We start from the raw sequence: 25,392 nt of genomic DNA, 5'->3' as shown, positions 1-25,392 counted from the left end.
CAAATTTCAGCATTAATTCAGGACACCCATAAAGTTTATACGCCCCACCAAATTATGGGTGTCCTGAATTAACGTTAGATGTTTGGGGTCAGAGTAAAAATTCTGGCGAATTTCTTACTCTGACCCCACTATTCTCTCCGCGGTCTGCCGATTACCGTCAGCAGCGCCGGCAGAACGAGGAGCATGCAGGCCAGGGTGACGCCGATGCCCAGGGTGAGCAGCAGGCCCATACTTGCAGTGCCTGCGTGCGGTGACAGGGCGAGGTTGCCGACCCCGCCCATGGTGGTGAGTGAACTGACGATGACCGCGCGCGCGGAACTGGTGGTCAGGATGTTTTTCCCGGCCGGCAGGTCCGTGCGGAATCGGTGGATGATGTGGATGCCGCTGTCCACGCCTATGCCCAGCAGCAGGGGCAGGGCGATGACGTTGGCGAAGTTCAGCGGCAGTCCGGCCAGCACGGCAACGCCGCCCGTGACCAGGGCCGCTGTGAGCAGCGGAACCAGCACCAGGAACACGTCTCTTTTGCGGGTCAGGAGTATGAACAGCATGAGCGTGATGGCGATGAACGCGTACAGGAACGCCTGCCCGAAAGCCGCGGCTACCGCGTCGCTGGCCTCCAGGTTGTTGACCGGCGCGCCGGTGACCTCAGGTGAGACGGACTGGATCCCGCGCACGAATTCCCTCAACGCCTTGTTGTCCTGCATGTCCTGTTTCGGATAGATCTCGACGCGGCGCTCGCCGCCGGCGCTGACCCAGAGCCGTTTGATCTGGTCCGGCAGGGTTTCCAGGGAAATATAGTCGGCGTCCAGGGACGCATTCAATGCCTCCAGGCGGCCGGGAAGCGACGCCAGCAGCATCCGTTCCAGTTGCACCGCCTGTGCCGTTGCGTCCTGATCCTCCAGCAATCCTTCCAGGTTGCCGAGAAGCCTCTCATGTGCCGAATCGTCTGCCCCGGTTTCCCGCAATTTTTCCAGGAACCCGCGCAGCGCGCCCAGGCGCCCCCCCACTGTCTGCGCCGCGGGGTCCGGCGGCGCGAGCGTCAGGTCGCCCAGCAGCAGGCCCATCTCGTCGATGATGAACAGTTTCTCGTCCTGGCCGGCAGGTATGAAGTCCGCCACCGTAACGACCTTGTCCACCAGGCCGGAGCGGCTGAGCGCGGCCCGGTAGCCCTCTGCCTGTTCTGCGCCGGCCGCGATCATGATGGCGGTCCAGGGCGTCAGGTCGTTGTCCGCCAGCAGTTCCCGGTACGTGGTCAGCGCGGCGCCGTCCTGGGCGTGCAGGTTGAGCGGGTTGTGGTCGAAGCGCAGGCCGCCCAGGACCACCGCGGAAGCCAGCGCCAGGCAGGCGGTGGCGCCGAGGACCTTCCCCGCGTGCCGTTCGACCAGGCGCCCGCCGCCCGCCCCGGATTCCTTGCCAGGTGATGCGCCGGGTGTATAGGGCAGCAGGGACAACAGCGCCGGGATGACCGTGATAGTGACCGCGAAACTGATGAACATGCCGAAACCGGAGATCCAGCCCAGTTCGGCAACGCCCGTGTAGTCGGTGGGGATGAAGGCGAAGAACCCGATGGCGGTGCTGACCGCGCACAGGAACAGGGAACCGCCGATGTTGACCGAGGTCTGATCCAGGGCGGCGCCGCGGTCCGCGCCGTCGATGAGGTGTTCCCGGTAACGCAGGCAATAGTGGATCGCGAAATCCACCCCCAGGCCGATGTACAACACCGCGAACGCCACGGAGATCAGGTTCAGTTCGCCCACCGTGAGTATGGCGAAGGCGGCGGTGTATGCCAGGCCGGTGACCAGGCTGATCACGGTGACCAGCGCCAGCCTGAGGGAACTGAGGCCGGTCACCATGATCACGGTGACCAGGCACAGGGCCAGCAGGATGGCGGTTTCCGTGCCTTTCATCACGCTCAGCATTTCCTCGTGCGCCAGCATGGTGGCCCCGGTCAGGCGCAGTTCCGCGCCCGGGGAGGCGGCGATACCGAGTTCATCATAGGCCCCGCGGATACTGTCGATGGCCGGGGTCGCCGGGAAAAAGCCGGCGTAGTCCAGTTTCGGCTGCGTGAGGATGAACTCGCGGTACCGGTCGTCATCCGCGCCGTCCCGGCCGCCGTCTGTGCCGCTGTTCCCGCCGTCATCGCCGTCCCCCGACATGAGTTGCTGCCACGATAGGCGGTACGGGCGGCCGTCCCGCAACGCCTCCAGCGCGGCGTTGATGCGGGTCAGGACGGGTTCGATGTCCACCTCATCACCGTCATCGGCGGCGTCCAGGGCGTCACCCAGCACGTCGAACAGGCCCCGGAGGGTGGGGTCCCGGGCCAGTCTCGCCAGGAACGGCTGCACTTCGGCGAGATTGTCGGACAGGTCCTGCAGTTCCGCGCCATCGAGATACAGCAGCCCGGATTCCCGGAATACCGGCAGGGCGTTCGGGTAGTACACGAATTCGAACAGGTCCCGCTCCGCCTGCAGCCGCCCGTACAACAGCGATGCGGCGTCCCGGGCCTGGTCCGGCGTGGCGGCTTCCAGGACGATCAGGATGTTGTTGTCGTACTGCGGAAACAGCCGTTCATATTCCTGGTCCAGCTTGCGCCAGGCGAGTTCTGCCGACAGCATGTGCTCGGTGTCGGTGTTCATGCTGATATTGTGCGCGGTGTAGCGCACGGCAAGAAAGGCGAGGGCGAAGGCCGCGACCAGGACCACAGGCGCGTACCTGCGCACGAGGCGTACCCACCTGAGCAGTAACGTGGAGGAGAGTTGTTTCAGACGCGGAATACGTATTCCCTACCCGGTTCCCTTTCGCAGTCCGGCGGGTAGCTTTTGCGCTTGTCGATGTAGTACTGGCGCCTGTGGTCGCCTTCAGACAACCTGTTGTAAGTGACGTAGAGCACTCTCCTGGGCGCTTCGGTCCGGTTTTCCCTGGAGCGGTGCGGCGCGAAGGAATCGAAGAAGATGGTATCGCCGGGTTTGGTCGGAATGGGGGTATAATCCAGGCCGTTTTCTTCCAACGGCGTCCATTTCTCGCCGATCAGTCCCCGGTCGTGCTGGCCGGGGGCCATTTCCATGCAGCCGTTCTCTATGGTGGTGGCGTCGATGCTGACCAGGGCCGTGATATGCAGGCTGGCGTAGCTGTCCCAGCCCGCCTGCACGTCCTGGTGGGCCTTGAAACCGGCGCCGCCCGGCAGCTTGAAGTTTATCTTGTCCTTGTACAGGACGGCATCCGAACCGAACAGGCGAGTGCAGACGCCTCTTAACTTGGCGCCGTTGAAGACATCGCTGAACCGGTCATGGTAGGGTTCTATGTCTTCCACCCGGCTCAGGATACGCTCGCCGGTCAGGCAGCTTTGCTCGAAATACATCATGTATTTCCCCGCTTGTTCGGGGTATGCCATGACCTCGTCGGTCCAGCGGGTCAACTCCCGGATCTCGCCAGGGTCGAACAGCCTCCGGCAGACCAGGAACCCGTCCCGGCGAAAATCTTCCACCTGTTGATCTGTGAGCATTTTGTTCAGACTTGGATATGCTTAAAAAACGTTATTTATAAACTACTTCGGCGTTTTTGACAAGTCCGGCGACTCGCTTCATGGTCCTGTCGGCGCGGCGCGCGGCGCAGGCCAGGCGTATGACTGCCGGAATTTGTGCGGGCGACCTTGCCAGGTCGAGAGCCAGCCCCCGCGTATCGATCTCGCCGAACTCATCGACCCGCTGCAGCACGGCATCCGGCAGCGCGACATGCGCGGCATCGATAATGACGCGCAGGACGAACGCCGGCAGGCCGTTGCGCCGAGCCGCGTCGAACACACCGCCGCTTTCCATGTCGACAGCCATGGCCCCGGTCTGAGCGAACACTTCCTGCTTGTCCTCAACGGTTGCAACCGGTTGCGCCGCGCAGGCCAGCGGCCCGTTATGAACGGTGAAGCCATTGCGGGACAACCACTTCATCACCGATTCGGTCAGGCCGGCGTTCACGGTGAAGTTTCTTCCTGCTTCATGGACTTCTGCCGCAAGCACCAGGTCCCCCGGCCGGAGCGCGGGGGCCAATGCGCCTGCGGTACCGAAACCAACCAGGCAGTCCGCGCCCGCCTCGGCCAGCTTCTGCCCTGCCTGCCGCGCCCGTTCCCGGCCCATGCCGGACACGATCAGCAGCGCCTTCTCATTGAGTTCGACAGGCTGTTGCGCCGGCAGTTCCCCGGACGTGAAGCAGCGCGCCTCGGAATGGAGTGCGCAGATTATGCCGAGCTTGTCCATGATGAATCAGGGACGGACTTAAGTCCGTCCCCGGTACATCCGCTCAAGCCGCGGGCAATCCCGCCGCGAGCCGGTTGAACAGCCATCTCAGCATGAAGTCGTGACGGGTGAGCAGGTTCGTGGAAATAATCGTCGCCCGGACGGAGCGGCGCGAGATCTTGACCTCGTCCCCGGAAGTGAAGCCGCGGCGCCTGTTGATGTTGCGCAAGGTCAGCACCGCCATGCCCAGCGCCCACAGGCAGAAGCGCCTGATCCCGGTCTCGTTGCCGGGCAGCAGCAGCGTGTACTTCAACGCGTTGCCCAGGTGCATGCGGGCGACGCCGATAAGGTGCCCCAGAGCCTGCTGGAATTCCCTGCCGTTGCGCAGGGGGGCGCCGTCCAGGGACACGCCGTAGCTCTCCAGCACCGATTGCGGCAGCCAGCACATATCGCGTTTCTGGTCGTCCCAGATGTCCTTGAGGATGTTGGTCATCTGCAGGCCCTGGCCGAACGAGACCGCCAGTTGCATCAGCTCATCGTGGTTTTGATCGATGGCGCTGGAATAGTCGCAGAACAGCTCGGTGAGCATCTCGCCCACGACGCCCGCCACGTAATAACAGTAGTTGTCCATGTCCTGCTGGTCTTTCAGGCCCTTCGTCACGTCCGCCTCCTGGTACCGGGACATGCCGTCGGCCATGATCCTGATACAGCGCTGCAGCGCCGCCTGCTGGCGCTCGTTGAAGCTGTGGGTGATGCGGATGACCGCGGGGGTATTCCGTATCAGGTCGTGTTCGTCAGCGGTCGCAGTCGGTGACAGCCGCGGGAAAAGGTCCCCGGCGAACTGCTGCGCGTCCTCCCCGCCGTTCACCACCTTGATGAACCGCTCGGAGAATTCCCGCTTGTCGGCATAGGGCAGGTGCTTGTCGTCCTCGATGGTGTCGGCGATGCGGCACAACAGGTAGGCGTTGCCGACCACCTGTTCCAGGGCATCCGGGAGCTGCGGAATGGTCAGGGCAAAAGTGCGCGAGACGCCCTGGAGAATTTCATCCTGGTAGGTAAGGTCTGCCGGCGCGGGTGAATTCATCACCCCGCGAATATGCCAAGTATCGGAGGCGATGGCAAGGGTATTTATGGGTGTCCTGGATTTTTCCTGAAATAACGCCGGCTCTCCACCTGTTGCAGGGTGAGCAGCCCCGCCGGGTCGAATACCAGGTCGCGGATGCGCAGGGACAGGGACACGGCCAGGGAGAAGCCGGGGTCGAAACCGACCAGGGCGCCGATGAGTATGAACGCGCCTTCCTGCACGCCGTAGGCGTTGGGGATGATGAACGCGATATCGCTGAGGGTGGCCGTCAGGCTGCGCAGCAGCAGGGCTTCGAGCACGGTTATGGGTTGTCCCAGCAGGTAGCATGCCAGCCACAGTTCGAAGGTGTGCAGCGCCAGCGCGGCCAGCCGGTACAGCGTGGCGAGCAGGATTTTGCGCTTGTTGCCGTACAACTCCCGCACCAGCCGGTCCGCTTCGGTTGCGGAGAACTTCACGCCCTCCCAGGCTTCGTGCTTTACCAGCCTGCCGGCCAGTTTCGCCAGGGCGCCCAGCATACCGAGGCGCTGGATGATAATGAGGCCGGCGGCGCTGAACAGCAGGAACAGGATGGCGGCGATCGCGTACGGGACCAGGTCGCCGGCGCCGGGCAGGAACAACAACAGCAGGACACCGACCAGCGCCCAGCAGGCCAGCGCCAGGGCCTGCACCGTCTTGTCCGCCATCACCGAGGCCGCGGCGTGCGCCCCGCCGGCGCCCCAGATCGCCAGCAGCCTGGCCTTCACCACCTCCCCGCCGATAGACGCCACCGGCAGCAGGTTGTTGACCGCGCGCCCCATCCACAGCGCCACCAGCGCATGGCTGAACGTGGGCTTTTGATCGGCCCTGAACAAATGCCGCCAGCCCTGCGCCGCCGGCAGCAGTGTCGGGAACCAGGCCAGGGGCAGCAACAGCAGGTACCAGCCCGAATCCAGCAGGAGTTGCAGCACCTCCATGAAGCCCTGCCAGACCAGCAGGCCGATGAGCAGCCCCAGCCCGAGGACAAGACCGATTTGTGTCAGAAAGCGCATGGGAGTTCGTGATAGAGGTAGTTGCAGACTTGAAAATATGCCGGCCAAGTATATGTCCGGGGCCGGCATATAACAAGTAAACGCCCGGGCCTTTTTCAGCGAATGTGGGTATTACCTGCGTTGCCCGCAGCAGACAACCTTGCCGTCCTGGATCACCAGTTCCGGGTAGACCAGGGCGCTGATGTCCTGCAGCGGGTCGGCGCTGAGCAGGATAAGGTCGGCGCGCTTTCCGGCGGTGATACTGCCCAGTTCATCATCGAGACCCATGGCCTCCGCGGCGCGCAGCGTCGCCGCCTGGATGATTTCATCGTTGCTCATGCCTGCCGTGTGGAAGGCCTGCAGTTCCTGCAGGTAAAGCTTGTCGATGGTTTCCAGGTCTTTTACGTTGGAGTCCGTCCCGACCGCGAAGCGCACCCCGGCCGCCTTCATCTCGCGGAACTGGGCCATCATGGTCTCGTAGGTGTGCCCCAGGTTTTCCGATAACCACCCGGCGCTCTGCTTCTCCGCGTTGGCGGCGTATTCGTCATTCAGCTCGCGCAGGTGAAAACCCAGTGTCGGTATGACGTAGATGCCTTTCTCCACCATGGCGTTGATCACGTCCGGGCCGCCATAGGGATACATGTGTTCGGTGCTGTCCACGCCGGCCTCTACCGCGATGCGGCCCGACTGCTTGTCAAGATCATGGGTGCCGCCGATGTGGGCGGTGACCCGCAGGTGGTAGATGTGTGCCTCATCGACTACCGCGGCCATTTCCTCCTGCGTCAGGAACGGGGCGACTTTTATCAGGTCGGCTTCCAGCTTGATCGCTTCCCGTACCCGTTCCCGCAGTTCCCAGGGTCCGTCGGCTTCCACCGCCCAGAGGGGGGGATGCAGCGGCTGAAACTCCGATCCATGGCCGCCCGTGACGGTGATAATAGGACCCGAGGTGTAGTAGCGCGCCCCGCCCATCAGGCCGGCGCGCTGGGTACGTTTCAACGAATACCCGATCCATTCGCGCGCCCCCACGTCGCGCACCGTGGTAACGCCGATTTCCTGGTAGCGTTCCAGGAACCGTTCCGAGCGGATCGCGTTGACGATGTCGTCATCCAGGCGCCTGGGGCCGTCCAGCATGAAAGTGACGTGGACGTGCAGGTCGAACAGGCCGGGCAGGACCCATTTCCCGGCTGCGGAGATAACCTCCGTGCCGGGTTCACCGGCTGCCTCCCCGCCGAGGCTGCGTATCCGCTCTCCCTCAATAAGGATTCCGGGGTTTTCTTCGGGCTCCGATCCGCTGCCGTCTATGAGCATGCCGCCGTCGATGAATATCCGCGCCGGGCTTTCAGCCTGTTGCGCCGCTACTGCAAGGCCAGCGCCTGCCGCCGGCAGGCATGCGAGTATTACTGCAAGGAAATTTCTCAAATTTCTACAGGAAGTTCACCCGTATCGTTCCCCCGAACCAGCGCGGCGGGTTGTACACGCCCTGGCGGAATTTGAAACCGAGAAATCCGTCCGCCTTGATCAGGTTGGTCTCGTCCGTGAAGTTCTGGGCGAAGAAACTCGCCTCCCACCTGCCGTTGCCGGGCGCGTAGGTCAGGCGGGCGTTGGTGACGAAGTGCTCGCCCATGTCGGAGGACGGGTTGTTGAAGTTGTCCCGAAACTGGTTGTCCGACCACATGAAATCCCAGTGCAGGGTGATGGTGCCGTCCATCATCGGCTGGGTGAAACTCGCCGACCCGTTGAACGCGACGTTCGGCGCGAAACCCATGTCCACGTTCCTGGTGATGGTGCCGTTGTTGATATCCTTGAGGTTCGTCTCCAGCAGGGCGACGCCCAGTGAGAGTTCGAGAGGCTCCGTGGGATTGGCCTGTATCTCGATCTCTGCGCCGTAGTTCTCCGCATCGGCGTTGGTTACCGACCCGGCCAGCCCGGTCCAGTTGAATGCCTGGAAATCGTTGTAATCGTAATAGAAGACGGCCGTGTTCACCCGCGCACGGCGATCGAGGATGTCGATCTTGAAGCCGCCTTCATAAGCCCAGAGGGTCTCGTCCCCGAACTGGACGTCCTCCGGTGTGGGGACATTGTAAAAGCCGTTGTTGAAGCCGCCGGCCTTGGTTCCGCGCACGACCTTGCCGTAGATCAGCCAGTTCTCCGTGGGCTTGAAGTGGAGTTCAAGGTTTGCCGAGACCAGTTCATCGGTGCGGTTGACCAGGTCGCCGACGTTTTCCTCGACAAAATTACCTGCTGCATTGCGGAACATACCGAAAAATGTGTTGACCGCTTCATATTTCTTGTTGTCGTTGGTATAGCGGACCCCGGCCAGGACTGCCACCTGCGGCGAAATATCGTATTCGATATGGCCGAAGATCGACCACGAATCGAGGTTCAGTTCCCACGGGGCATCGAGGGCTGCCGGGAAGCCGAAAAATGCGGCGGTGGGATGCGCCTCGGCATCCTGGTTCAGGTAATAGAAACCCGCGGTCCAGCGGAAATTCTCGTTATCCTGGAACAACCTGGCTTCCTGGGTCCAGATATGCTGATCCACCGGGAACCCCGCGGTGCACATGTTGTGGGGCGCGCCGTCGCAGTCCTCAAGATTGTCCCGGGTTACCCAGGCGTAGCCGGTGAGCGAGGTGAGGGTGATGTTGTTGGGCATGTCCCAATCCACCCTGACCAGCCAGTTGAATACCTCGGATTCCACCACCTGGGGGTTGTCGGTGTACACGGTACGGGGTTTCTCCGCCCCGACCTGGCGCTCGTTGAACCCGAACGTGTCGACCCCGTCCAGGTCCAGGTGCTGCAGTCCGGTAGCGGGGTCGAGGTAGGCGATTTCATGGTCGGTATACAAGGGGATCACGTTGATATCGCCGTACTGCACCTTGGCCAGTATCGAGATGTCTTCGGTCGGCGTATACAGCAGTTGCACGCGCCCGGTCTTGGTGCCGTAATCGGTGCCGTCCTTGAACTCCGGGTTCAGGTTTTTCACGTAGCCGTCGCTGTCGTGGTAAAGGAGCGAGGCGCGCACTGCCAGGTTTTCGGTGGCAGGCGCGTTGATCATTCCCTCGATCCGCACCTCATCGTAGGATGCGTAGGTGGCGTCGACGTAGCCCTCGGCTTCGCGCGTCGGTTTTTTCGTGATGAAGTGGATGAGCCCGCCGGTGGTGTTCCTCCCGAACAGGGTGCCCTGCGGCCCGCGCAGCACTTCGACCCGCTCCAGGTCGTACAGCGCGAAATCCAGTCCCGCGGGCGGCAGCATGTAGAACTCGTCGACATACCCGGCGACCGGGGTTTCATGGGCGTCGCCGAAATCGCTCAGGCCGATACCCCGGATATAGGTGGCGGAGTTGGCGCCCCGTCCCTGGGTCGAGAAGTTGTACACGTTCGGGGCCTGGGCGACCACGTCGGTACTGGCGACGAAGCGGAAATCCCGTATTTGCCCGCTGTCCAGCGCGGTGATCGAAATGGCGACGTCCTGCAGGCTCTGCTCGCGTTTTTGCGCAGTGACAACGACTTCTTCGAGGACCGTGGCGGCATGGACTGGGACGAGTGATGCGACAAGACAGGTAATGAACAGCCGAACGAGTGTTGTTTTCATAGGCTTGCTCCCGATTTTCCCCCATATACGAATCAGGAAGTATAGAAAAGTTTCGGGACAAAAAGTAATCAGAATAATGAATACAGCTATATCATCCGGGCTTATTATTGCAGCTTGACCGGAGCGCCGGTTCTGGTCCCCGCGGTCTCGGGTTAACAGTCTGCGCCGGTTCGTGACAATTGTTTAAGTTATGCGCGCTTGATAACATAAAGCATTACGAAGCAGAAGCAGTCTATGACTTCAGCAATGAAACGCATTGGCCCCCGGTTCGGCATCTGGGCAGTTGTTTACGGTACTGCTGCATCACTCCACCATCCGGAGGACCCGCCTGACGCATCATGGGCGCGTAACCGGGATCTGGTGCTGGAAGCTGAAGCTCTCGGCATAGACTCCGTGCTGGTTGCCCAGCACATCATCAACCCCTTTGGAGATGACTTCGATCAACTGGAGACCCTGACTTCCTGCGGGGCGCTCGCAGCAATCACGAAAGATATCGAAATTATCGCGGCAATCAAACCATACCTGTTCCACCCGGCGGTGCTGGCGAAAATGGCGCTGCAACTGGAAGAGATCAGCCAGGGACGTTTTTCACTCAATTTCGTCAACGCGTGGTATCTCCCTGAGTTCCGCAAAGCGGGGATTCCTTTCCCGCCACACGACGAACGCTACACCTATGGTGGTGAATGGCTGCGCGTTGTCAGGAAGCTCATATCAGGTGAACGGGTGACCGTGGACGGGGACAACTTCAAGCTGGATGGCTACCAGTTCAAACCCGCATCGAAGTGGCGGCCGCGACCTTTACTTTACTCGGGCGGCGAGTCGGAGGCGGCGCTTAACCTCACTGTCGAGTTGTGCGACACCTGGTTCATGTTCGGGCAACCGCTGGAAGATGTCGCCGGGAAGATTAACGGCATGCGCAAGCGCCCGCGCAACGGTACGCCGCTCAGCTACGGGGTTTCAGCTTTTCCTTTTGCCCGTCCGACACAGTCCGAGGCAGAGGAGGCGCTGGCTTATGCCTTCGAACTCCGTGAAAAGGACAGGGAAGTCTATGAGGCGCTGCACAGGAATGCCGACCCGGAAGTCGTCACCTCCAAGGTGATAGCCAAGGCGCCGGGGATAGGCGTCGGCAACGGCACCGGTTGCGGGTTCACCGGCTCCTACGATGAAGTTGCAAGACGCATCACCGCCTTCCATAATGCCGGTGTTGAAATAATCCTGCTCGAATTCCAGCCGTTCGAGCGGGAGATGCGGCGTTTCGCAGAGGAAGTCATGCCGCGTGTGACGAGACTCTGCTCCTTGAAGTGACCGGATAACGGCCTGAAGGAGCCCCTGATTAAGCAAGAGTTTCCATAACCATAACGGAGTATGGCAGGTGCCGCCATGGGGAACCGATACAAGACATTTGCCGAGCAGTTTTATCTCGAGGAAGCCGGTTTTTTCCGGCGGCTGAAACGTGACGCGCGTCTCCTGGTGTATCTCCTCAATACCATCGTGATGTGGACCAGGGCCGGCAAGGTCCGGTCGGAATTCAGGCGTTTCCGGGAGGAGGGCAGGCGCTATTACGTGGACCGGTTTACGCCGCCGGGGGGGAAGCTGTGAAGCTGTACGACACGCCTTCGGCGGAAAACCTGCCGGCCTACCAGGCCCGGCCCGTTTCCGGCAATGACATCAACGGCCGGGGCCTGAAGGAGAAGGTGCGCCCCAGGCGGGTGTTCCATGCCACCTGGATCAGGGAGTTGCCCTGGACCGGCATGAACGACTTTTTCCTGATGAACAATTCCTGGTCGATCATGCTCCAGGCCCTCAGGAACCGCTGGCTGATGCGCCGGTGCGCCGGGCCGGTCGCAAAACGCCGGGTTGAAGTGGATGATCCGGTTGAGATGGCCCGGAAATTGAAGCAAAAGGCGCAGGAACTGGGCGCGGGCATTGTCGGGATTACCGAAATGGAACCCAACGACCTCTACGGTGACATGGAGTTGAAGTACAAGTACGCCATCTGTATCGGCATCCCCATGCGCCGGGAGGAGATGCTGCACGTTCCCCACGAACGCTCCGGGCTGGAGGTCCAGCGCGTGTACGGGGAGGTGGCCCGGGTGGCCGTCGAACTGGCCGAATACATACGCGCCATGGGCTGGCCGGCCCACGCTTACGGCGACCCGCGCAGCACGGAAGCATTGCAGATACCCATGGCGGTCCGCGCCGGCCTGGGCGAGTTGGGCAAGCACGGCTCGATGATCTCGAAGGAATACGGCTCCAACTTCCGCCTGTCTGCCGTTGCCACTGACATCCCTCTCAGTCTGGACGGACCCGTTGATATCGGGGTGGATGACCTGTGCCTGGGGTGCCGGCGCTGCACCATCGATTGCCCGCCGGACGCCATCCTCGATGACAAGCAATGGGTACGCGGCGAATACCGCTGGTACGTGGATTTCGACAAGTGCGTGCCTTATTTCAGCACGACTTTCGGTTGCGCGATCTGCATAGAAGTCTGTCCCTGGTCGGAACCGGGCCGCGGGCCGAAGCTGTCGCAGATGCTGTTGGCGAAGAGGGATAAAAAAGAAAGGCAGGCGCCGGCCTGACGAGGGGTGGGTATCAGCCGTTACGCAGCGCCGCGGTTTGCGCCGCGTCGATGGCGCCGTCTTCATTGAGCGCCACCCGGTAGGTTTCCCGCGCCCGTTCCGGTGATACCCAGCCGCGCTGTACGTCGCGGGCGACCCGGTCGGGATCGCGTGTTCCGGGTGGTCCGTAACCGGCCCCGCCGCTGCCTATCGAGACGACGCGTTCTCCCGGTTTGACCGTGACCTGTTCATAGGTGCCCAGTGGATCCGACACTTCTCCTTCGCTGTAGCGCACGTACTGGCGCGCCAGGCAACCGTTTTCCCCGCCCTGCACGCCGATGGCCTCGTAATTGGTGCCCTCGCTCAGCCACACGGCCGTGAGTTCACAGTCCAGCGAGCCGAACTCGACCTGCAGGGCCGGTGAGCCACAGTAGCGTCCGGCGCCCTCGCTGTCGCGCAGGATGTGTTCGGAGTGGATCAGCACGGGATATTTCATTTCCAGTATCTCGATGCTGTCGCGGCGCAGGAACCCGGCGGCGCCCAGTCCGAGGATGGTCAGCCAGCCGTCGGCAACGGGTCCGGCGGCCCCGGCCGTGAAGCCGAGCCACAACTGGTTCACGAACGGTCCGCGCCCGGGACGGTTGTCGGTGCCCGATATCACCGCCGTGGCCGCCGGCGAGGCCTTGCCCGTCGCGGCCATGCCGTGGCCGTCACCGAGTCCGGCAAGGGCGCGTACCACGCAGTTGGCGAGCAGTTCGGAGAGGTTGGTGGTCGCCACCGAGCAACTGTACGGGTGTTTCGGAATCCCGACCACGCAGTTCTCGCGCAGGTGCACGCGCAGGCGGCGGAAGCTGCCCGCGTTGGACGGCACCACGGAGCCCAGCCCGGTGAACACGCCCATCATCGCCGCGGTGCGCGCGGTCGATTCGGTCAGGTTCAGGCCGCAGGGCTGGCAATCCGGGTTGTCGGTCAGGTCCACCTCGATGCGCGCGGCGTCGCTGTCGACCTTGAGATGCGCCCTCACTTCAAGACCGTCCGGCAAGGCGCCCGGGATAGGATCGTGCCAGCCGGAGGTGGTCGTTTCCCCCGAGGGCAGGCGCCGGATCGCATCGATCATCAGGCGCTCGCTGTAATCGAACCATTCGGCAGGGTATGCGGCGAGTTCTTCCCCGTCCATCTCCTGCAGCAGTTCCAGCAGTTTGCGTTCGCCGATCCGGACCGCGCCCAGCAGGGCGAGGAAGTCGCCGTGCCACAGCTCGGGCACCCGGATCCGGACCTGCGCCATGCGCAGCACGTCCTCCCGGTCCCGGTAGTCTTCCTGTACCTTCACGCAGGGAAATATCAGCGCGCCTTCTTCGTAAACGTCCCGCGCCGCCGCCGAGTAGGTGGTGGGTATCGCGTTCCCGCAATCGGCCAGGTGCGCCTTGGCGATGACGGTGAAGCGGTGCCGGCCGGAGTCATCCATGACCGGGACGAGTATGGTCCAGTCGGCCGCATGGGAATTTCCGTGGTAGGGAGAGTTGTGCAGGAAGGCGTCGCCGCGCCTGAGTTCCGGGTTGAAGCGCACCATCCATTGCGCCATCAGGTCCGGGCCGCTCATGACGTGGATCGGCAGGCTCTCGGCCATGGCCAGCATCTCATGATCGGCGGTCAGGATACAGCAGGAAAAGTCCCGCGCCGTGTTCAGGATGGCGGAACGGGCGGTACGCAACAGGGTATTGGTCATCGCCCGCACGATGCCGTCGAAACGGTTGTTCAGCAGTGCGAGCTGGTGCCCGTCAAGAATACTGGTTTTTCTGTTCATCGATGGGCTCTCTTCACTCCAGGGGATAAATCAGCAGGGATTCGTTGGCGCTGCGAGCCACCTCCGACCGGGCATCGACCACCAGTGTCGTTACCGGCGACTCGACCAGCAACGGACCGGGGTAACGGCGCCCTGTTTCCAGGTCCTGCACCTGGTATACCGGCGTGTCGATGACGCCCTGGACCGGGAAATAGGCCTTGCGTGTGCCTCCTGCGCCGCTTCGCCCCGGCGCCGAAGGCGGTTTCAGGGCATCCGCATCCTGCAGGGCGCAACTGACGTGCGCCACCCAGGTCAATACCTCTACGTCCGAGCCCGTGTCGCGTACCGCGAACAGCGCGTCATGGGTGTCGTGGAAGCTCTCCACCAGGGCGGTGATATCCTCATCGGAGTTGAATTCCGGGCGCGCCAGCGGCACTTCGATTTCCCACACCTGTTCCTGGTAACGGGCTTCCACGGAGAAACTGATTTCGGAACGAATCGAACCGGCGCCCGGTCCGTCGCAGAACTCCCGGCACTGGGCGTGCAGGCCGTCCAGCACGGCATTGGCCCGTTCACGGTCGAATACCCTGGCGGACATGAGTTCGGTCGCGGTGTAGGTGGCGCGCAGGTCCGACAGCATTGCGCCGGTGGCGCTCAGCGCCGCGGAAGCGCTGGGGATCAGCACCGGCCAACAGCCGAGCCGGTGCGCGATGCCGGTACAGTAAAGACCCCCGCCCCCGCCCCCGCCGATCAGCAGTCCCTGGCGCGGGTCGATGCCCTGGTTGAGGGTGATTTCCTCGATGGCGGTGACCATGCGTTCCGTCGCCAGGGTCAGGATCGCGGAAGCTGCCTCGTTCAGGTTCAGCCCCAGCGGTTCTACAACGTGGCGGGTGATAACATCGGCGGCCGGTTCGATTGCCACTTCAATCTCGCCGCCCAGGAAGTAATCCGGGTCCAGGTACCCCAGCACGAGACAGGCGTCGGTCACCGTCGGCCGGTCGCCGCCGCGTTTGTAACAGGCAGGACCGGGATCGGCCCCCGCGCTGATGGGCCCGACGTGCAACATGCCGCCCGAGTCCACCCAGGCGATGCTGCCGCCGCCGGCGCCGACGCTGCGCACGTCCACGGACGGAAAACCGGTGATGTAGCCGGCCTTCTGGTCGCCGACCATGGTCTCGCGCGTCGTCGGGATCTCGCCGCCGCGCAGCACGCTGACGTCGAAAGTAGTGCCGCCGGCGTCGGTGACGATGGCCGTCGTCATTCCTCCGCCGTCCAGCGCGGCAAAATGCCGCCCGGCGACCGGCGCCCCGGCCGGCCCCGACCCGATGGAATGGATGGGGGTCTCCGCCACGTGCCCTGCATCGAGCACGCCGCCGGATGACGTCATGATCAGCAGCCGCCCGGTAAAGCCGTTGCTCCTCAGTTCTTCTTCCAGGTGGCGGAAGAAACGGCTCATCAGCGGTTTCAGCGAGGCGTCTATGGCGGTCGACGAGGCGCGCCGGTATTCGCGAACCGATGGGTTGAGCCGGCTGGACAGGGTATAGGGCACGTCCGGCAACTCCCCGGCGAGCAGTTCGCCGATCCGGGTCTCATGTTCGTCGTTGATTATCGACCACAACAGGCACACGGCGACGGCTTCAACCCCACTCTCGCGCAGGCGGGCGATCACTTCCAGCACCTGCCGTTCATCCAGCGCGGTGAGCACTTCGCCTTCCGCGGAAAGGCGTTCGCGGATCTCGAACGTCAGCGCCCGCGGGATATAGGGTTCCGGGTACTCCTGGCTGTAGTCGAACAGGGTGCGGCGCCCGCCGCCCTCGCGCAGCAGCAGGATGTCCGGGTGGCCCTCGGAGATAAGCAGCGCGGTGCGGGCGGTACTGCTGGTGACGATGGCGTTGGTTGCCAGGGTGGTGCCGAACACGAACAGGTCGCTGCGTTCCAGCAGGTCCGTGACGGAACTGTTCATGTCGTCCGCTGCCGCGCCGAGCGTATCGAACAGGCCGATCACCGGGTCGGCCGGCGTGGTGGGGCGCTTGTACAGGCGCGCCGCGCCGCCGGCGCTGTTGACGACCAGGTCCGTAAAAGTGCCGCCGGTGTCTGCCGCGAAGGTCAGGCGGGCCGCCATTACAACTCAGCCTGGTGGTGCAGGTGGAATTCGGGGATGATGGTGTCCGGGTCCTGGCTCAGGCAGAAGGCGACCGCGCGCGCCACCGCATCGGGGCCCAGCCAGCCCCGTTCCGGGTCCCATTGTTCGGACTCGTGCGCCATGGGAGTCTCGATGCGCCCCGGCGTGATCGCGGTCACCCTGATGGATGTGTCCTTCAGGTCCTGCGCCGTGGAATGGGCGAGACCCAGGATGCCCCACTTGGTGGCGCTGTAGGCGCAACTGTGCGGGGCGCCGCGCCGGCCCGCTATGGAGGAGATGAAGATGAGCCGGCCCTCATCGTGCTCCAGCATGCTTTGCCGCAGCACTTCCCGGGTGCAGAGAAATTCGCCGCGCAGGTTGACGGCCATCATGCCGTCCCAGGTTTCCGTGTCGGTCTCCCACACGGGCGCCACCATGCGGATGCCGGCGTTGTTTACGAGCGCATGTATGCGGCCGAAGGTCACCACGGTCTGATCCACGGCGCTGATGACGTCCTGCTCGGAGGCGACGCTTGCGGGCAGCGGCAGGGTCGCTACGCCGTAGCGGTTTTGCAGGTCTTCAAGGGCCGCTTCCAGTTCTTCCTTGCGGGTATCAAGGCCTGCGATCTTCATTCCCGCGCGCGCAAGTTCCGCGGCGACGTGCAGGCCGAGACCCCGTGCGGCGCCGGTAACCAGGGCGACGCGTCCTGCTAGGTCGGCCATTACGGCAACCCCAGGTCGGACAGGGGGCGGCCCATGCGCACGTCCACCTTGATATATTTGAACAGCGGCTTGTCTCCGCGCCGCAGTTGATCGACGACGTCTATCATGACTTCATGGCTGGGGGCGTCGCACATCACGTAAAACGTCCACGGATAGCCGAATGTCGGTCCTATCTGGATTTGATCGTCGTCCATTGATGAGAGCACTTCTATGCCGTAGCGCTCCTTCCAGCTGCCGAACACTTCCCGGCACTTGTCGAACACGTACCTGCGCTCGTCGGCCGTAGCCTCGAAAAATGCCGGCTGTACCCCGGCGCAAACCAGAACTCGTATCATTGCCTTGCTCCTTATCTATAGGCGATTATCAATGCGATCACCGTCACGCTGATTATGGCGCTCAACGTCATGCAGATCATCAGCACGGTGCTGCGTTTGAAATAGCCTTCCACGGCGAAAGCAGCCTGCACCGCCGCGTAAATGACGAACATCTGGATAGCCAGGCCCTCGGTCACCTGGGTCTGAACCAGTCTTACCAGTTGCGGGAGCATCGCCGACACGTTGATTATGCCCATGCTCCAGATGATAACCGGCCAGTGTATTCGTTCTGCAAATTCATCACGGGTCATTTTCATGCCCTCCTGTTTTTGTCTGATCGTGGGGTCAGAGTAAAATCATCTCGATTCCTGCCATAGACCACGATAGTCATGATTTTACTCTGACCCCGTCCATCGATCGCGATCCCATGTCTTAGCCCCTACTCCCCATTCCCTTAGCATATACTTTTTTACTTTTCCGTTCTCCGTCATCGGCAGTTCGTCCACGAATTCCAGGTAGCGCGGGATGGCGAACCGTGCCAGCCGGTCTTCAAGGAACCGGGTCACGGCGTCCGGCTGCGGCCTGCAGCCGCGGCGCGGGACGATGAACGCCATGACGTCTTCTTCACCCACCTCGGCGGGGACACCGATGGCGGCGGCGTTCTCCACGTCCGGGTGGGACAGCAGCGCCTGTTCCACCTCCCAGGACGATATATTTTCGCCGCGCCGCCTGATGGCGTCCTTGATGCGGTCGAGATAGTGGTAGATCCCCTGTTCGTCGCGCATCACCCGGTCGCCGGTATGGAACCACTGGTTGCGCCAGGCGTCCGCGGTCGCCTCGGGATTGCCGAAATACCCGCCGGCCATGCTGTGCGGTTCGGTGTGGCGCACCAGCAGTTCTCCGGGCGCGCCGGCGGGGACTTCGCAGTCGTTTTCATCGACTATCCGCACCTCGAAACCGGGGTGGGCGCGGCCCATGGTCCCCGGCGCGTAGCCGTTCAGCGCGTTCGACATGACCAGGTTGGTCTCCGTGGATCCGTAGCCGTCGACAGACCGAATGCCGAAGCGCCGGCGGAACTGCTCCACGAGTTCCCTTGATGTTGCCGGCGACAGGCAGATGCGTACCCGGTGCGCCCGGTCGGCTGGTCCCGGCGCTTGTTTGAGCAGGATGTGCACCATCGCCCCCAGCAGGTAGGTGACGGTTGCGCCGGCCTGCCTTGCCTGGGACCAGAACCGCGACGCGGAGAACCTCCGTTCGAACGCATAGGTGGCGCCGGCCAGCAAGGCCTGCCAGATGGTATTCAGGGCATTGGTATGAAACAGCGGCAGGGCGGTGAACAGCACGTCGTCCGGCGTGATCTCCAGGGCCTCGCCGGTCAGCACGCCCCACCAGAAGAACTGGGCATGGGGGCAGATCACGCCCTTGGACGGTCCGCTGGTGCCGGAAGTGAACAGGATGGCTGCCGTGTCCCCCGGCTGCGCCTCATGGGCGGCAACGGGCGCCCCGAACGCCGGTACGGGACCGGCCTCCAGGCCGTGATCCGGCTCCGCGCCGCCCGCGCAGTCGGTAACCCAGACCCGTGCGCCGGATGCCGGCATAATCTCCGGGGCGGCCAGGTACGCAAGCTGTTCGCGTTCGGTGACGATGAGCACGGGGTCAACCAGGGCCAGGGCGTGGCGTAGCTGCGCGCCGCGGAACGCGGTATTGACGGGCGTGAGCACGGCGCCCAGCCAGGCCGCGCCGAACCAGAGCTCGATAAATTCCATGCTGTTCGACAGGTACGCGACGATGCGGTCCCCGGCCTTCACGCCGGCAGCCGCGAGCCTTCCCGCGCAGCACGCGGCGATATCCGGCGCTTCGGCATAGGCGATTGGACGGGCCGGCGAGGCTATCAAAGGCTTGTCCCCGTAACGCGCCGCCTGGCGCTTGAGGATCCCGGGCAGCGTCCGGCTGGTGTAGGGGAATGTTCTGGCCTGTTGAATGCTCAAAAAAAACCGGTTCCTTATTGCTATCGTGGTTTTATGAAACTAGCAATCCTCATGGCGACATTCTAATCACATATAGTGATATTGAATCATCATCAGAAGCTATTTCAGACGCTATGCGCAAGCTGCTGGAGCAGGCCGCGCAACCAGGCGTGGCCGGCATCGTCGTCCAGGTGCTTGTGCCACATCTGGTACACCGGGACCGGGTGCGAGAACACCGGGTTGGGGCAGATCGCAAGCCCCATTTGCCTGGCGTAGATTTTTGCCAGCCGTTCAGGCAGGCAGGCTACCAGGTCGGTGTTGGCGACTATGCCGGGCATCGCCAGCAGGTGCGACACCTCGGTGACCACCTTGCGCTCCAGTCCCTGTTTTTCGAGTTCCCGTTCGATCATGGGGATATGTGTACGCGTGGGTCGCAGGGCCACGTATTCCAGTTCCAGGAAGTCGTCCACGGACAAGCCGCCGTTCACTTTCGGGTGGCCGGTACGGGCCACGCAGTAACTCCGGTCCTCGAAGACCAGTTCCACATGGAACTGGGGATCGTCGATCCTGACCCAGTCCCAGACCAGGTCGACCGTTCCGGATCTCATCTCGGGCATCAGTGTTGCGCCGGGTTCGGGCAGGCAGGTGACTTCCACGCCCGGCGCGGTGACGTTCAATTCACTGATCAGGTAGGGCAGGAAGTGCAGTTCGCCGTAGTCGGTCAATGCCACGGTAAACTCGCGATGCAGGGACTCGGGACGAAACTCGAAATCGCTTTCCAGCGTACTGTCAACCAGTTTCAGGGAGTCCCGGATGGGATCGGCAATCTCCAGGGCTTTTGCCGTGGGCGCGACGCCCTTGGGCGTGCGTATGAACAGTTCATCGCCGTACAGCGCGCGCAAACTGCCGAGGGCATTGCTTATTGCCGGCTGCGATACGCACAATCTCTCCGCTGCCCGGGTGATGTTGCGCTCTCTCATCACCGCGTCAAACACCTTGAGCAGGTTAAGGTTTACATTGCGGTTAGTGACTGACATAACGGGTTACGTATTGATCGCTGCCACTCATAGTACAATAGGAACGGTATGGATTGAAATGGCGTCAGTCACATGAGTTTCATCGAATCGATCAGGCATATATTGAACATGGCCGTTGCGGACTGTTTTCCCGGCTCCGGGCCGGCGTTCGAGTGCCAGGTGGCGCCGTGCCAGGACAAGCAGTTCGGTGACTACCAGTCCAACCTGGCGTTGCAACTGGCGAAGCGGGAGAAGACCGGCCCGCGCAATATTGCCGAAGCTGTTGCCGAAACGGTGCAGGCTGAAATGGCGCAGCCGGCGGCAGTGGAAGATGCCGGAACGGCCAGTGCCCGATCCCTCATTGAATCCGTTGAGGTTGCCGGCCCCGGTTTTATCAACGTCCGGCTGAAGGATACGGCGCTGCTCTCGGAACTGGCGCGCACCCTTGCAGACCCGCGCTGCGGCGTGGAGCGGACGGCGCGCCCGCAGCGCATTGTGGTGGACTATTCCAGTCCCAACCTGGCCAAGGACCTGCACGTGGGCACCATGCGCTCGACGGTCATCGGCGATTCGATTGCCAGGGTGCTGGAATTCCTGGGCCACGAGGTGCTGCGCCAGAACCATTACGGGGATTGGGGCGCCAATTTCGGCGTGCTGGTGGCGATGATCAAGCAGGAATACGATTCCGGCCTGGATGAGCTGAAGACCGCGCCGCTGGAGGCGGTGGAAGAATTGTATGCAAAGGGAAGCCGGTTGAAGGCGGACAGCCAGGAGTTTGCGGCCAGGGCCGCCGCGGAAGTGAACGAACTGCAGGCCGGCAACCCGGAGTCCCTTGCGGTCTGGGAGGTACTGATGGACAAGACCTTGCGCAACTGCCACGGGCTGTACCGGACGTTCAACGTCAGCCTGGATGCCTCCCATGATTGTCCGGAGAGTTTCTACCGGGATGATTTGCCCCGGGTCGTCAGTGAACTGGCGGAAAAGAACCTGCTGGTTAATGACAATAACGCCAGGTGCGCCTACCTGGACGGATTCCATAACGTTGACGGAGACCCGCTCCCCGTGATCGTGCAGAAAAGCGATGAAGGGTATAACTATTCGACCACCGACCTGGCCGGGATCAGGCACCGGGTCGGCAGGTTGCAGGCGCAGCAGATCATCGTCGTGACCGACCGCGGCCAGGAGTTGCATTTCCGCATGCTCCGGGCGCTGGCGCAGAAGGCGGGCTGGTTGCCGGACGCGGTGCCGTTAAGACATCTCGGTTACGGCGTGATACTGCAGGAGGTCACGGAGAACGGGCAGACCAAAAAGGTCAGGTTCAGGACCCGCGACGGGGGTACGGTAAAGATAAGGGACTTGCTTGCCGAGGGACGCCGGCGCAGCGAGAGGCTTACGCTGGAGAGGAACCCGGACATAAGCGGGGATGAACTGAACGGGATAGCCGCGAAGCTGACCATTGCTGCGCTCAAGTACGCGGACCTGAAACAGCGTCCGGAGTCCGACTACACCTTCAACTGGGACCAGATGCTCGCCAACCAGGGCAACACGGGCATTTATATCCTCTACTGTTATGTCCGTATTGCCAGCCTGTTCGGCAAATCCGGCCTGGATAGGGACGCGCTGGCGCAAAACCCCGGCTCCATTACCCTTTCCCATGAACTGGAGCGGGAACTGCTGGTGCAGGTAGTGTCCTTCCCCGAACTCTTTTCCGGTTACGAGGAGGAACTGACGTCCCACAACATCTGCAGCTACCTGTATGAACTGGCCGGCTGTTACAGCCGGTTCTGGAAAGACTGCCCCATCCTCACGGCCGGCGATGAGGTGAAGCATACACGGCTGGTATTGAGCCGGGCCGTAGCCGCCCGCCTGGAGCTGGGGTTGTCGTTGCTGGGCATCGAGGTGGTTGAGAGGATGTGAGAAATAATTAAGGGGTCAGAGTAAAATTTCTGGCGAAATTCTTACTCTGACCCCAGGAGTAAAAGGGCTTCGTTTGTGTAGATGATCTCGTACCTGCTTTTCAACTCCTCCAGCAGGGCTTTTTCTGTCTGTTCGTACCTGTTCCTTTGCCAGTCCTGCAATACCCGGTCCCTGCTTCCGTTGAACGGGATGGGTTCGGCGTCCTGCACCCCGTACAGGTAGACCAGGTGGTACCCGTATCCGGACGGGACCGGCCCCTGCCAGCTCCCGGTCCCGAGCGTGAACAGCCTTGACGCGAAGTCATCGCCGAACAGCCTGCCCAGTTGCGACCGGCCGATGTCGGTGAAGTCGCGGGGCAGCATGAATGCGTCCCCCATATCCTTTCCGGCGGTTTCATCGGTTCCTTCAAGACGGGACAACAGCGCGGCCGCGTCATCCGCTGCGCTGCCGCCGGGACGGTCGTGGCTGAAATAAACATGTCTGAACCCGAGCCTGGCTTCCGTGCGGTACAGTTCAGGATGCGCCTCATACCAGGCCAGCAGTTCCTCCTCCCCGGGTTCGGCCTGCTGCGCCGCGCTTTCTGCCAGCAGGTTCATTTTCTGCGCCAGCCGGCGCCGGATAACCGGGTCGTCCAGTTCCAGTCCCAGCGCCCTGGCTTCCCTCGAGAACAGTTCTTCATACAGGTAGTCGGCTACCAGGCCGTCCAGCTCATCCGGCCCCGGTTCCCGGTTCGTCCGCAGTTGCCAGGCGGACTCCAGGCGCTCTATAACCCCGTTGTCAATGACGATCCGCCGGTCGGAGGCGTCGTCCGGGCCAACCAGGGCATACAGGAGGAAAATCAGGCCGCCGGCCAGGAAAAAATGTGCCAGGGGCTCATGCAGTATCTTTCTCATTGATGTATTGTATAAGAGGTATAACCCTGTTTTCTAAAAAAAACCAGTATCTGAAAATGAACGAACGAATCGAATTACACGGACTCTCCATAGCAAGACAACTGTACGACCTGGTCAATGACGAGATCATGCCGGGTACGGGCGTCGAACCGGACCGGTTCTGGAAAGCGCTGTCCGGCATCGTCGCCGACCTGGGACCGAAGAACCGGGCATTGCTGGACCGGCGCGACGAACTCCAGGAGAAGATCGACCGCTGGCACCGGAACAACCCGGAGCTCCAGGCCGGGGAGTACAAGGCGTTCCTGAAAGAGATTGGATATATCCAGCCCGAGGGTGAGCCTTTCAAGGTGAGCGTCACCAACGCCGACGCCGAGATCACCCGCATCGCGGGGCCGCAACTGGTGGTGCCCGTGGATAATTCCCGCTATGCCCTGAACGCGTCGAACGCCCGCTGGGGCAGCCTGTACGATGCGCTGTACAGTACCGACGTGATCCCGGAGACCGAAGGCTGCAAGCGTACCGCAAGGTACAATCCCGTGCGCGGACGCAAGGTCATAGAATATGCGCGCCGCTTCCTGGACCGGGCAACGCCCATGGCCGTGGGCAGCCACGACTACGTGGTGAAGTACAAGGTGAAATCGGGCCAGTTGGTGGGCATTATGGGCGACGGCAGCGAGCACGGCCTGGGCAAGCGCGAGCGTTTTGCCGGCTACACCGGCGACCCGGAGAACCCGGACAGCATCCTGTTGCGCCATAATGCCCTGCACATAGAACTCAAGCTTGGGGAAGGCTACTACATAGGCCGCAACGACCTGGCCGGCATTTACGACATCCAGTTGGAAGCGGCTGTCAGCGCCATCATGGATTGCGAGGATTCGGTGGCGGCGGTGGACGCGGACGACAAGGTCGCGGTGTACCGCAACTGGCTGGGCCTGATGAAAGGCGACCTGACCCGGAGAGTAGTGAAGGATGACGGGGTTATTGAGCGCACCCTGAACGGGGACCGCAGGTACAAGTCGCCGGGCGGCAGGACTCTTACGTTGCCGGGCCGCGCCCTGATGCTGTTGCGTAACGTGGGCCTGCACATGTACACCGATGCCGTGACCACGGCCGGCGGCCGGGAAATACCGGAGGGGTTCCTCGACGCCATGGTGACCACGCTGGCGGCAAAACATGATTTGCTGGGCAACGGCAGGTTCAGGAACAGCCGCACCGGCTCCATCTACATCGTCAAGCCGAAACTGCATGGTCCGGAAGAGGCGGCCGCCACCGTGGAACTGTTCGAACGGGTGGAGGACGCCCTGGGGCTGGAGCGGCTCACCATCAAGATCGGCATAATGGATGAGGAACGCAGGACCACGGTCAACCTGAAAGAATGTATCCGCGTCGCGGAGAACCGGGTGATATTCATCAATACGGGTTTTCTCGACCGCACCGCCGATGAGATCCATACCAGCATGGAAGCCGGCCCGATGATGCCCAAGGCCAGGTTGAAGACTGCGCCGTGGCTGCTGGCTTATGAAGACTGGAACGTGGATACGGGCATGGTCACCGGGTTGCCGAGACATGCGCAGATCGGCAAGGGCATGTGGCCCGAACCGGACAATATGGCGGCCATGATGGACGTCAAGGTGAACCATCCCCGCGCCGGGGCCACCAGCGCCTGGGTGCCTTCGCCCACCGCCGCCACGCTGCATGCCATGCATTACCACCGTATCAACGTCGGCACGCGCCAGCGCGAACTGATCCGGCTGAGGCGGGTCGATCCGGACGACTTGCTGGCGGTCCCCCTGCTTGACGGGGACGCGCTCAACGATTTCGAGATCAGGAGGGAACTGGAAAACAATGCCCAGGGCATCCTGGGCTACGTGGTGCGCTGGATTGAGCAGGGAATAGGTTGTTCCAAGGTGCCGGACGTGAACAACGTCAACCTCATGGAGGACCGGGCAACCCTGCGCATCTCCAGCCAGCACATCGCCAACTGGCTCCACCACGGTCTCGTGAACAGGAGCCAGGTGGTGGAAGCCTTCAGGAAGATGGCGCCGCTGGTGGATTACCAGAATGCCGAAGACCCCCGTTACGTCAATATGGCCCCCGATTTCGACCGGAGCATCCCGTTCCAGGCGGCGCTGGACCTGGTCTTCTGCGGGCGCGAGGAACCGAACGGCTACACGGAACGGGTGCTGCACAC

General features: G+C 62.4%; 20 protein-coding genes. 5 read left to right on the top strand and 15 right to left on the bottom strand.

Going from position 1 to position 25,392, the window contains the following annotated elements; all coding sequences use genetic code 11:
- Nucleotides 1–128 precede the first annotated feature (128 nt).
- The 7 genes from OXG98_20115 to OXG98_20085 all read right to left on the bottom strand — a co-directional run bounded on the left by OXG98_20115 (nucleotide 129) and on the right by OXG98_20085 (nucleotide 9,909).
- Nucleotides 129–2,741: an MMPL family transporter gene (locus OXG98_20115; protein MCY3774317.1), complete on the bottom strand. Its 2,613-nt coding sequence runs from the start codon at nucleotides 2,739–2,741 to the stop codon at nucleotides 129–131.
- A gap of 20 nt (nucleotides 2,742–2,761) precedes the next feature.
- On the bottom strand, nucleotides 2,762–3,502 hold the full coding sequence (locus OXG98_20110) for a phytanoyl-CoA dioxygenase family protein (GenBank protein MCY3774316.1): 741 nt from the start codon (nucleotides 3,500–3,502) through the stop codon (nucleotides 2,762–2,764).
- A 31-nt stretch (nucleotides 3,503–3,533) separates the two neighbouring features.
- Nucleotides 3,534–4,247 (bottom strand): hypothetical protein, encoded by a 714-nt coding sequence (locus tag OXG98_20105; protein MCY3774315.1) that lies wholly within the window; start codon nucleotides 4,245–4,247, stop codon nucleotides 3,534–3,536.
- A gap of 43 nt (nucleotides 4,248–4,290) precedes the next feature.
- Entirely contained in the window at nucleotides 4,291–5,310 is a 1,020-nt protein-coding gene (locus OXG98_20100; protein MCY3774314.1) for a phytoene/squalene synthase family protein, read from the bottom strand.
- Nucleotides 5,311–5,354: 44 nt separating this feature from the next.
- Nucleotides 5,355–6,338 carry a flippase-like domain-containing protein gene (locus OXG98_20095; GenBank protein MCY3774313.1) on the bottom strand — a complete coding sequence of 328 codons (984 nt, stop codon included), beginning with the start codon at nucleotides 6,336–6,338 and terminating at the stop codon, nucleotides 5,355–5,357.
- 111 nt (nucleotides 6,339–6,449) lie between these two features.
- Entirely contained in the window at nucleotides 6,450–7,625 is a 1,176-nt protein-coding gene (locus OXG98_20090) for an amidohydrolase family protein (GenBank protein ID MCY3774312.1), read from the bottom strand.
- 115 nt (nucleotides 7,626–7,740) lie between these two features.
- The gene (locus OXG98_20085) at nucleotides 7,741–9,909 is read right to left on the bottom strand and encodes a TonB-dependent receptor (GenBank protein ID MCY3774311.1); all 2,169 of its coding nucleotides are present in this window, start codon (nucleotides 9,907–9,909) and stop codon (nucleotides 7,741–7,743) included.
- Nucleotides 9,910–10,143: 234 nt separating this feature from the next.
- On the opposite strand from OXG98_20085, the gene OXG98_20080 reads away from it, so the two are divergent.
- The 3 genes from OXG98_20080 (at nucleotide 10,144) to OXG98_20070 (ending at nucleotide 12,488) form a co-directional block, all read left to right on the top strand.
- A complete protein-coding gene (locus OXG98_20080) occupies nucleotides 10,144–11,214 on the top strand; it encodes an LLM class flavin-dependent oxidoreductase (protein MCY3774310.1) in 1,071 nt (356 codons plus the stop codon).
- A gap of 75 nt (nucleotides 11,215–11,289) precedes the next feature.
- Entirely contained in the window at nucleotides 11,290–11,508 is a 219-nt protein-coding gene (locus OXG98_20075) for a hypothetical protein (GenBank protein MCY3774309.1), read from the top strand.
- Nucleotides 11,505–12,488, top strand: coding sequence for a 4Fe-4S dicluster domain-containing protein (locus OXG98_20070; protein ID MCY3774308.1), 984 nt, complete (start codon nucleotides 11,505–11,507; stop codon nucleotides 12,486–12,488). Before OXG98_20075 ends, OXG98_20070 begins: the two co-directional genes overlap by 4 nt.
- Nucleotides 12,489–12,501: 13 nt before the next feature.
- On the opposite strand, the gene OXG98_20065 is transcribed toward OXG98_20070, so the two are convergent.
- The 7 genes from OXG98_20065 to OXG98_20035 form a co-directional block, all read right to left on the bottom strand.
- Nucleotides 12,502–14,271, bottom strand: coding sequence for a hydantoinase B/oxoprolinase family protein (locus OXG98_20065; protein ID MCY3774307.1), 1,770 nt, complete (start codon nucleotides 14,269–14,271; stop codon nucleotides 12,502–12,504).
- A 13-nt stretch (nucleotides 14,272–14,284) separates the two neighbouring features.
- On the bottom strand, nucleotides 14,285–16,372 hold the full coding sequence (locus OXG98_20060) for a hydantoinase/oxoprolinase family protein (protein ID MCY3774306.1): 2,088 nt from the start codon (nucleotides 16,370–16,372) through the stop codon (nucleotides 14,285–14,287).
- Nucleotides 16,372–17,094 (bottom strand): SDR family NAD(P)-dependent oxidoreductase, encoded by a 723-nt coding sequence (locus tag OXG98_20055; GenBank protein ID MCY3774305.1) that lies wholly within the window; start codon nucleotides 17,092–17,094, stop codon nucleotides 16,372–16,374. Before OXG98_20055 ends, OXG98_20060 begins: the two co-directional genes overlap by 1 nt.
- Nucleotides 17,094–17,429, bottom strand: coding sequence for an IacB protein (locus OXG98_20050; protein MCY3774304.1), 336 nt, complete (start codon nucleotides 17,427–17,429; stop codon nucleotides 17,094–17,096). The genes OXG98_20055 and OXG98_20050 overlap by 1 nt, the downstream gene beginning before the upstream one ends.
- A gap of 11 nt (nucleotides 17,430–17,440) precedes the next feature.
- Complete coding sequence (locus OXG98_20045) at nucleotides 17,441–17,719, bottom strand: hypothetical protein (protein MCY3774303.1); 279 nt, start codon at nucleotides 17,717–17,719, stop codon at nucleotides 17,441–17,443.
- Nucleotides 17,720–17,803: 84 nt separating this feature from the next.
- A complete protein-coding gene (locus tag OXG98_20040; GenBank protein ID MCY3774302.1) occupies nucleotides 17,804–19,396 on the bottom strand; it encodes an ATP-dependent acyl-CoA ligase in 1,593 nt (530 codons plus the stop codon).
- A 104-nt stretch (nucleotides 19,397–19,500) separates the two neighbouring features.
- Nucleotides 19,501–20,412 carry a LysR family transcriptional regulator gene (locus OXG98_20035; protein MCY3774301.1) on the bottom strand — a complete coding sequence of 304 codons (912 nt, stop codon included), beginning with the start codon at nucleotides 20,410–20,412 and terminating at the stop codon, nucleotides 19,501–19,503.
- A 72-nt stretch (nucleotides 20,413–20,484) separates the two neighbouring features.
- On the opposite strand from OXG98_20035, the gene argS reads away from it, so the two are divergent.
- On the top strand, nucleotides 20,485–22,308 hold the full coding sequence (gene argS / locus OXG98_20030; protein ID MCY3774300.1) for an arginine--tRNA ligase: 1,824 nt from the start codon (nucleotides 20,485–20,487) through the stop codon (nucleotides 22,306–22,308).
- A gap of 41 nt (nucleotides 22,309–22,349) precedes the next feature.
- Here the strand turns inward: argS and OXG98_20025 are convergent, their stop codons facing one another.
- On the bottom strand, nucleotides 22,350–23,201 hold the full coding sequence (locus OXG98_20025; protein ID MCY3774299.1) for a peptidylprolyl isomerase: 852 nt from the start codon (nucleotides 23,199–23,201) through the stop codon (nucleotides 22,350–22,352).
- Between the two features lie 56 nt (nucleotides 23,202–23,257).
- On the opposite strand from OXG98_20025, the gene OXG98_20020 reads away from it, so the two are divergent.
- Nucleotides 23,258–25,392 (top strand): malate synthase G (locus OXG98_20020; GenBank protein MCY3774298.1); only part of this gene is annotated, 2,135 nt, incomplete at its 3' end.

Source organism: Gemmatimonadota bacterium, assembly GCA_026706345.1.
Classification (GTDB): Bacteria; JAAXHH01; JAAXHH01; order JAAXHH01; family JAAXHH01; genus JAAXHH01.
This window is presented reverse-complemented; position numbering and strand designations above follow the sequence as displayed.

Excerpts from the sequence above, each read along its gene's own strand:
- OXG98_20110 (MCY3774316.1), bottom strand. The coding sequence starts at position 3,502 with ATGCTCACAGATCAACAGGTGGAAGATTTTCGCCGGGACGGGTTCCTG.
- OXG98_20105 (MCY3774315.1), bottom strand. The coding sequence starts at position 4,247 with ATGGACAAGCTCGGCATAATCTGCGCACTCCATTCCGAGGCGCGCTGC.
- OXG98_20100 (MCY3774314.1), bottom strand. The coding sequence starts at position 5,310 with ATGAATTCACCCGCGCCGGCAGACCTTACCTACCAGGATGAAATTCTC.
- OXG98_20095 (MCY3774313.1), bottom strand. The coding sequence starts at position 6,338 with ATGCGCTTTCTGACACAAATCGGTCTTGTCCTCGGGCTGGGGCTGCTC.
- OXG98_20090 (MCY3774312.1), bottom strand. The coding sequence starts at position 7,625 with ATGCTCATAGACGGCAGCGGATCGGAGCCCGAAGAAAACCCCGGAATC.
- OXG98_20085 (MCY3774311.1), bottom strand. The coding sequence starts at position 9,909 with ATGAAAACAACACTCGTTCGGCTGTTCATTACCTGTCTTGTCGCATCA.
- OXG98_20080 (MCY3774310.1), top strand. The coding sequence starts at position 10,144 with ATGACTTCAGCAATGAAACGCATTGGCCCCCGGTTCGGCATCTGGGCA.
- OXG98_20075 (MCY3774309.1), top strand. The coding sequence starts at position 11,290 with ATGGGGAACCGATACAAGACATTTGCCGAGCAGTTTTATCTCGAGGAA.
- OXG98_20065 (MCY3774307.1), bottom strand. The coding sequence starts at position 14,271 with ATGAACAGAAAAACCAGTATTCTTGACGGGCACCAGCTCGCACTGCTG.
- OXG98_20060 (MCY3774306.1), bottom strand. The coding sequence starts at position 16,372 with ATGGCGGCCCGCCTGACCTTCGCGGCAGACACCGGCGGCACTTTTACG.
- OXG98_20055 (MCY3774305.1), bottom strand. The coding sequence starts at position 17,094 with ATGGCCGACCTAGCAGGACGCGTCGCCCTGGTTACCGGCGCCGCACGG.
- OXG98_20050 (MCY3774304.1), bottom strand. The coding sequence starts at position 17,429 with ATGATACGAGTTCTGGTTTGCGCCGGGGTACAGCCGGCATTTTTCGAG.
- OXG98_20045 (MCY3774303.1), bottom strand. The coding sequence starts at position 17,719 with ATGACCCGTGATGAATTTGCAGAACGAATACACTGGCCGGTTATCATC.
- OXG98_20035 (MCY3774301.1), bottom strand. The coding sequence starts at position 20,412 with ATGTCAGTCACTAACCGCAATGTAAACCTTAACCTGCTCAAGGTGTTT.
- argS (MCY3774300.1), top strand. The coding sequence starts at position 20,485 with ATGAGTTTCATCGAATCGATCAGGCATATATTGAACATGGCCGTTGCG.
- OXG98_20025 (MCY3774299.1), bottom strand. The coding sequence starts at position 23,201 with ATGAGAAAGATACTGCATGAGCCCCTGGCACATTTTTTCCTGGCCGGC.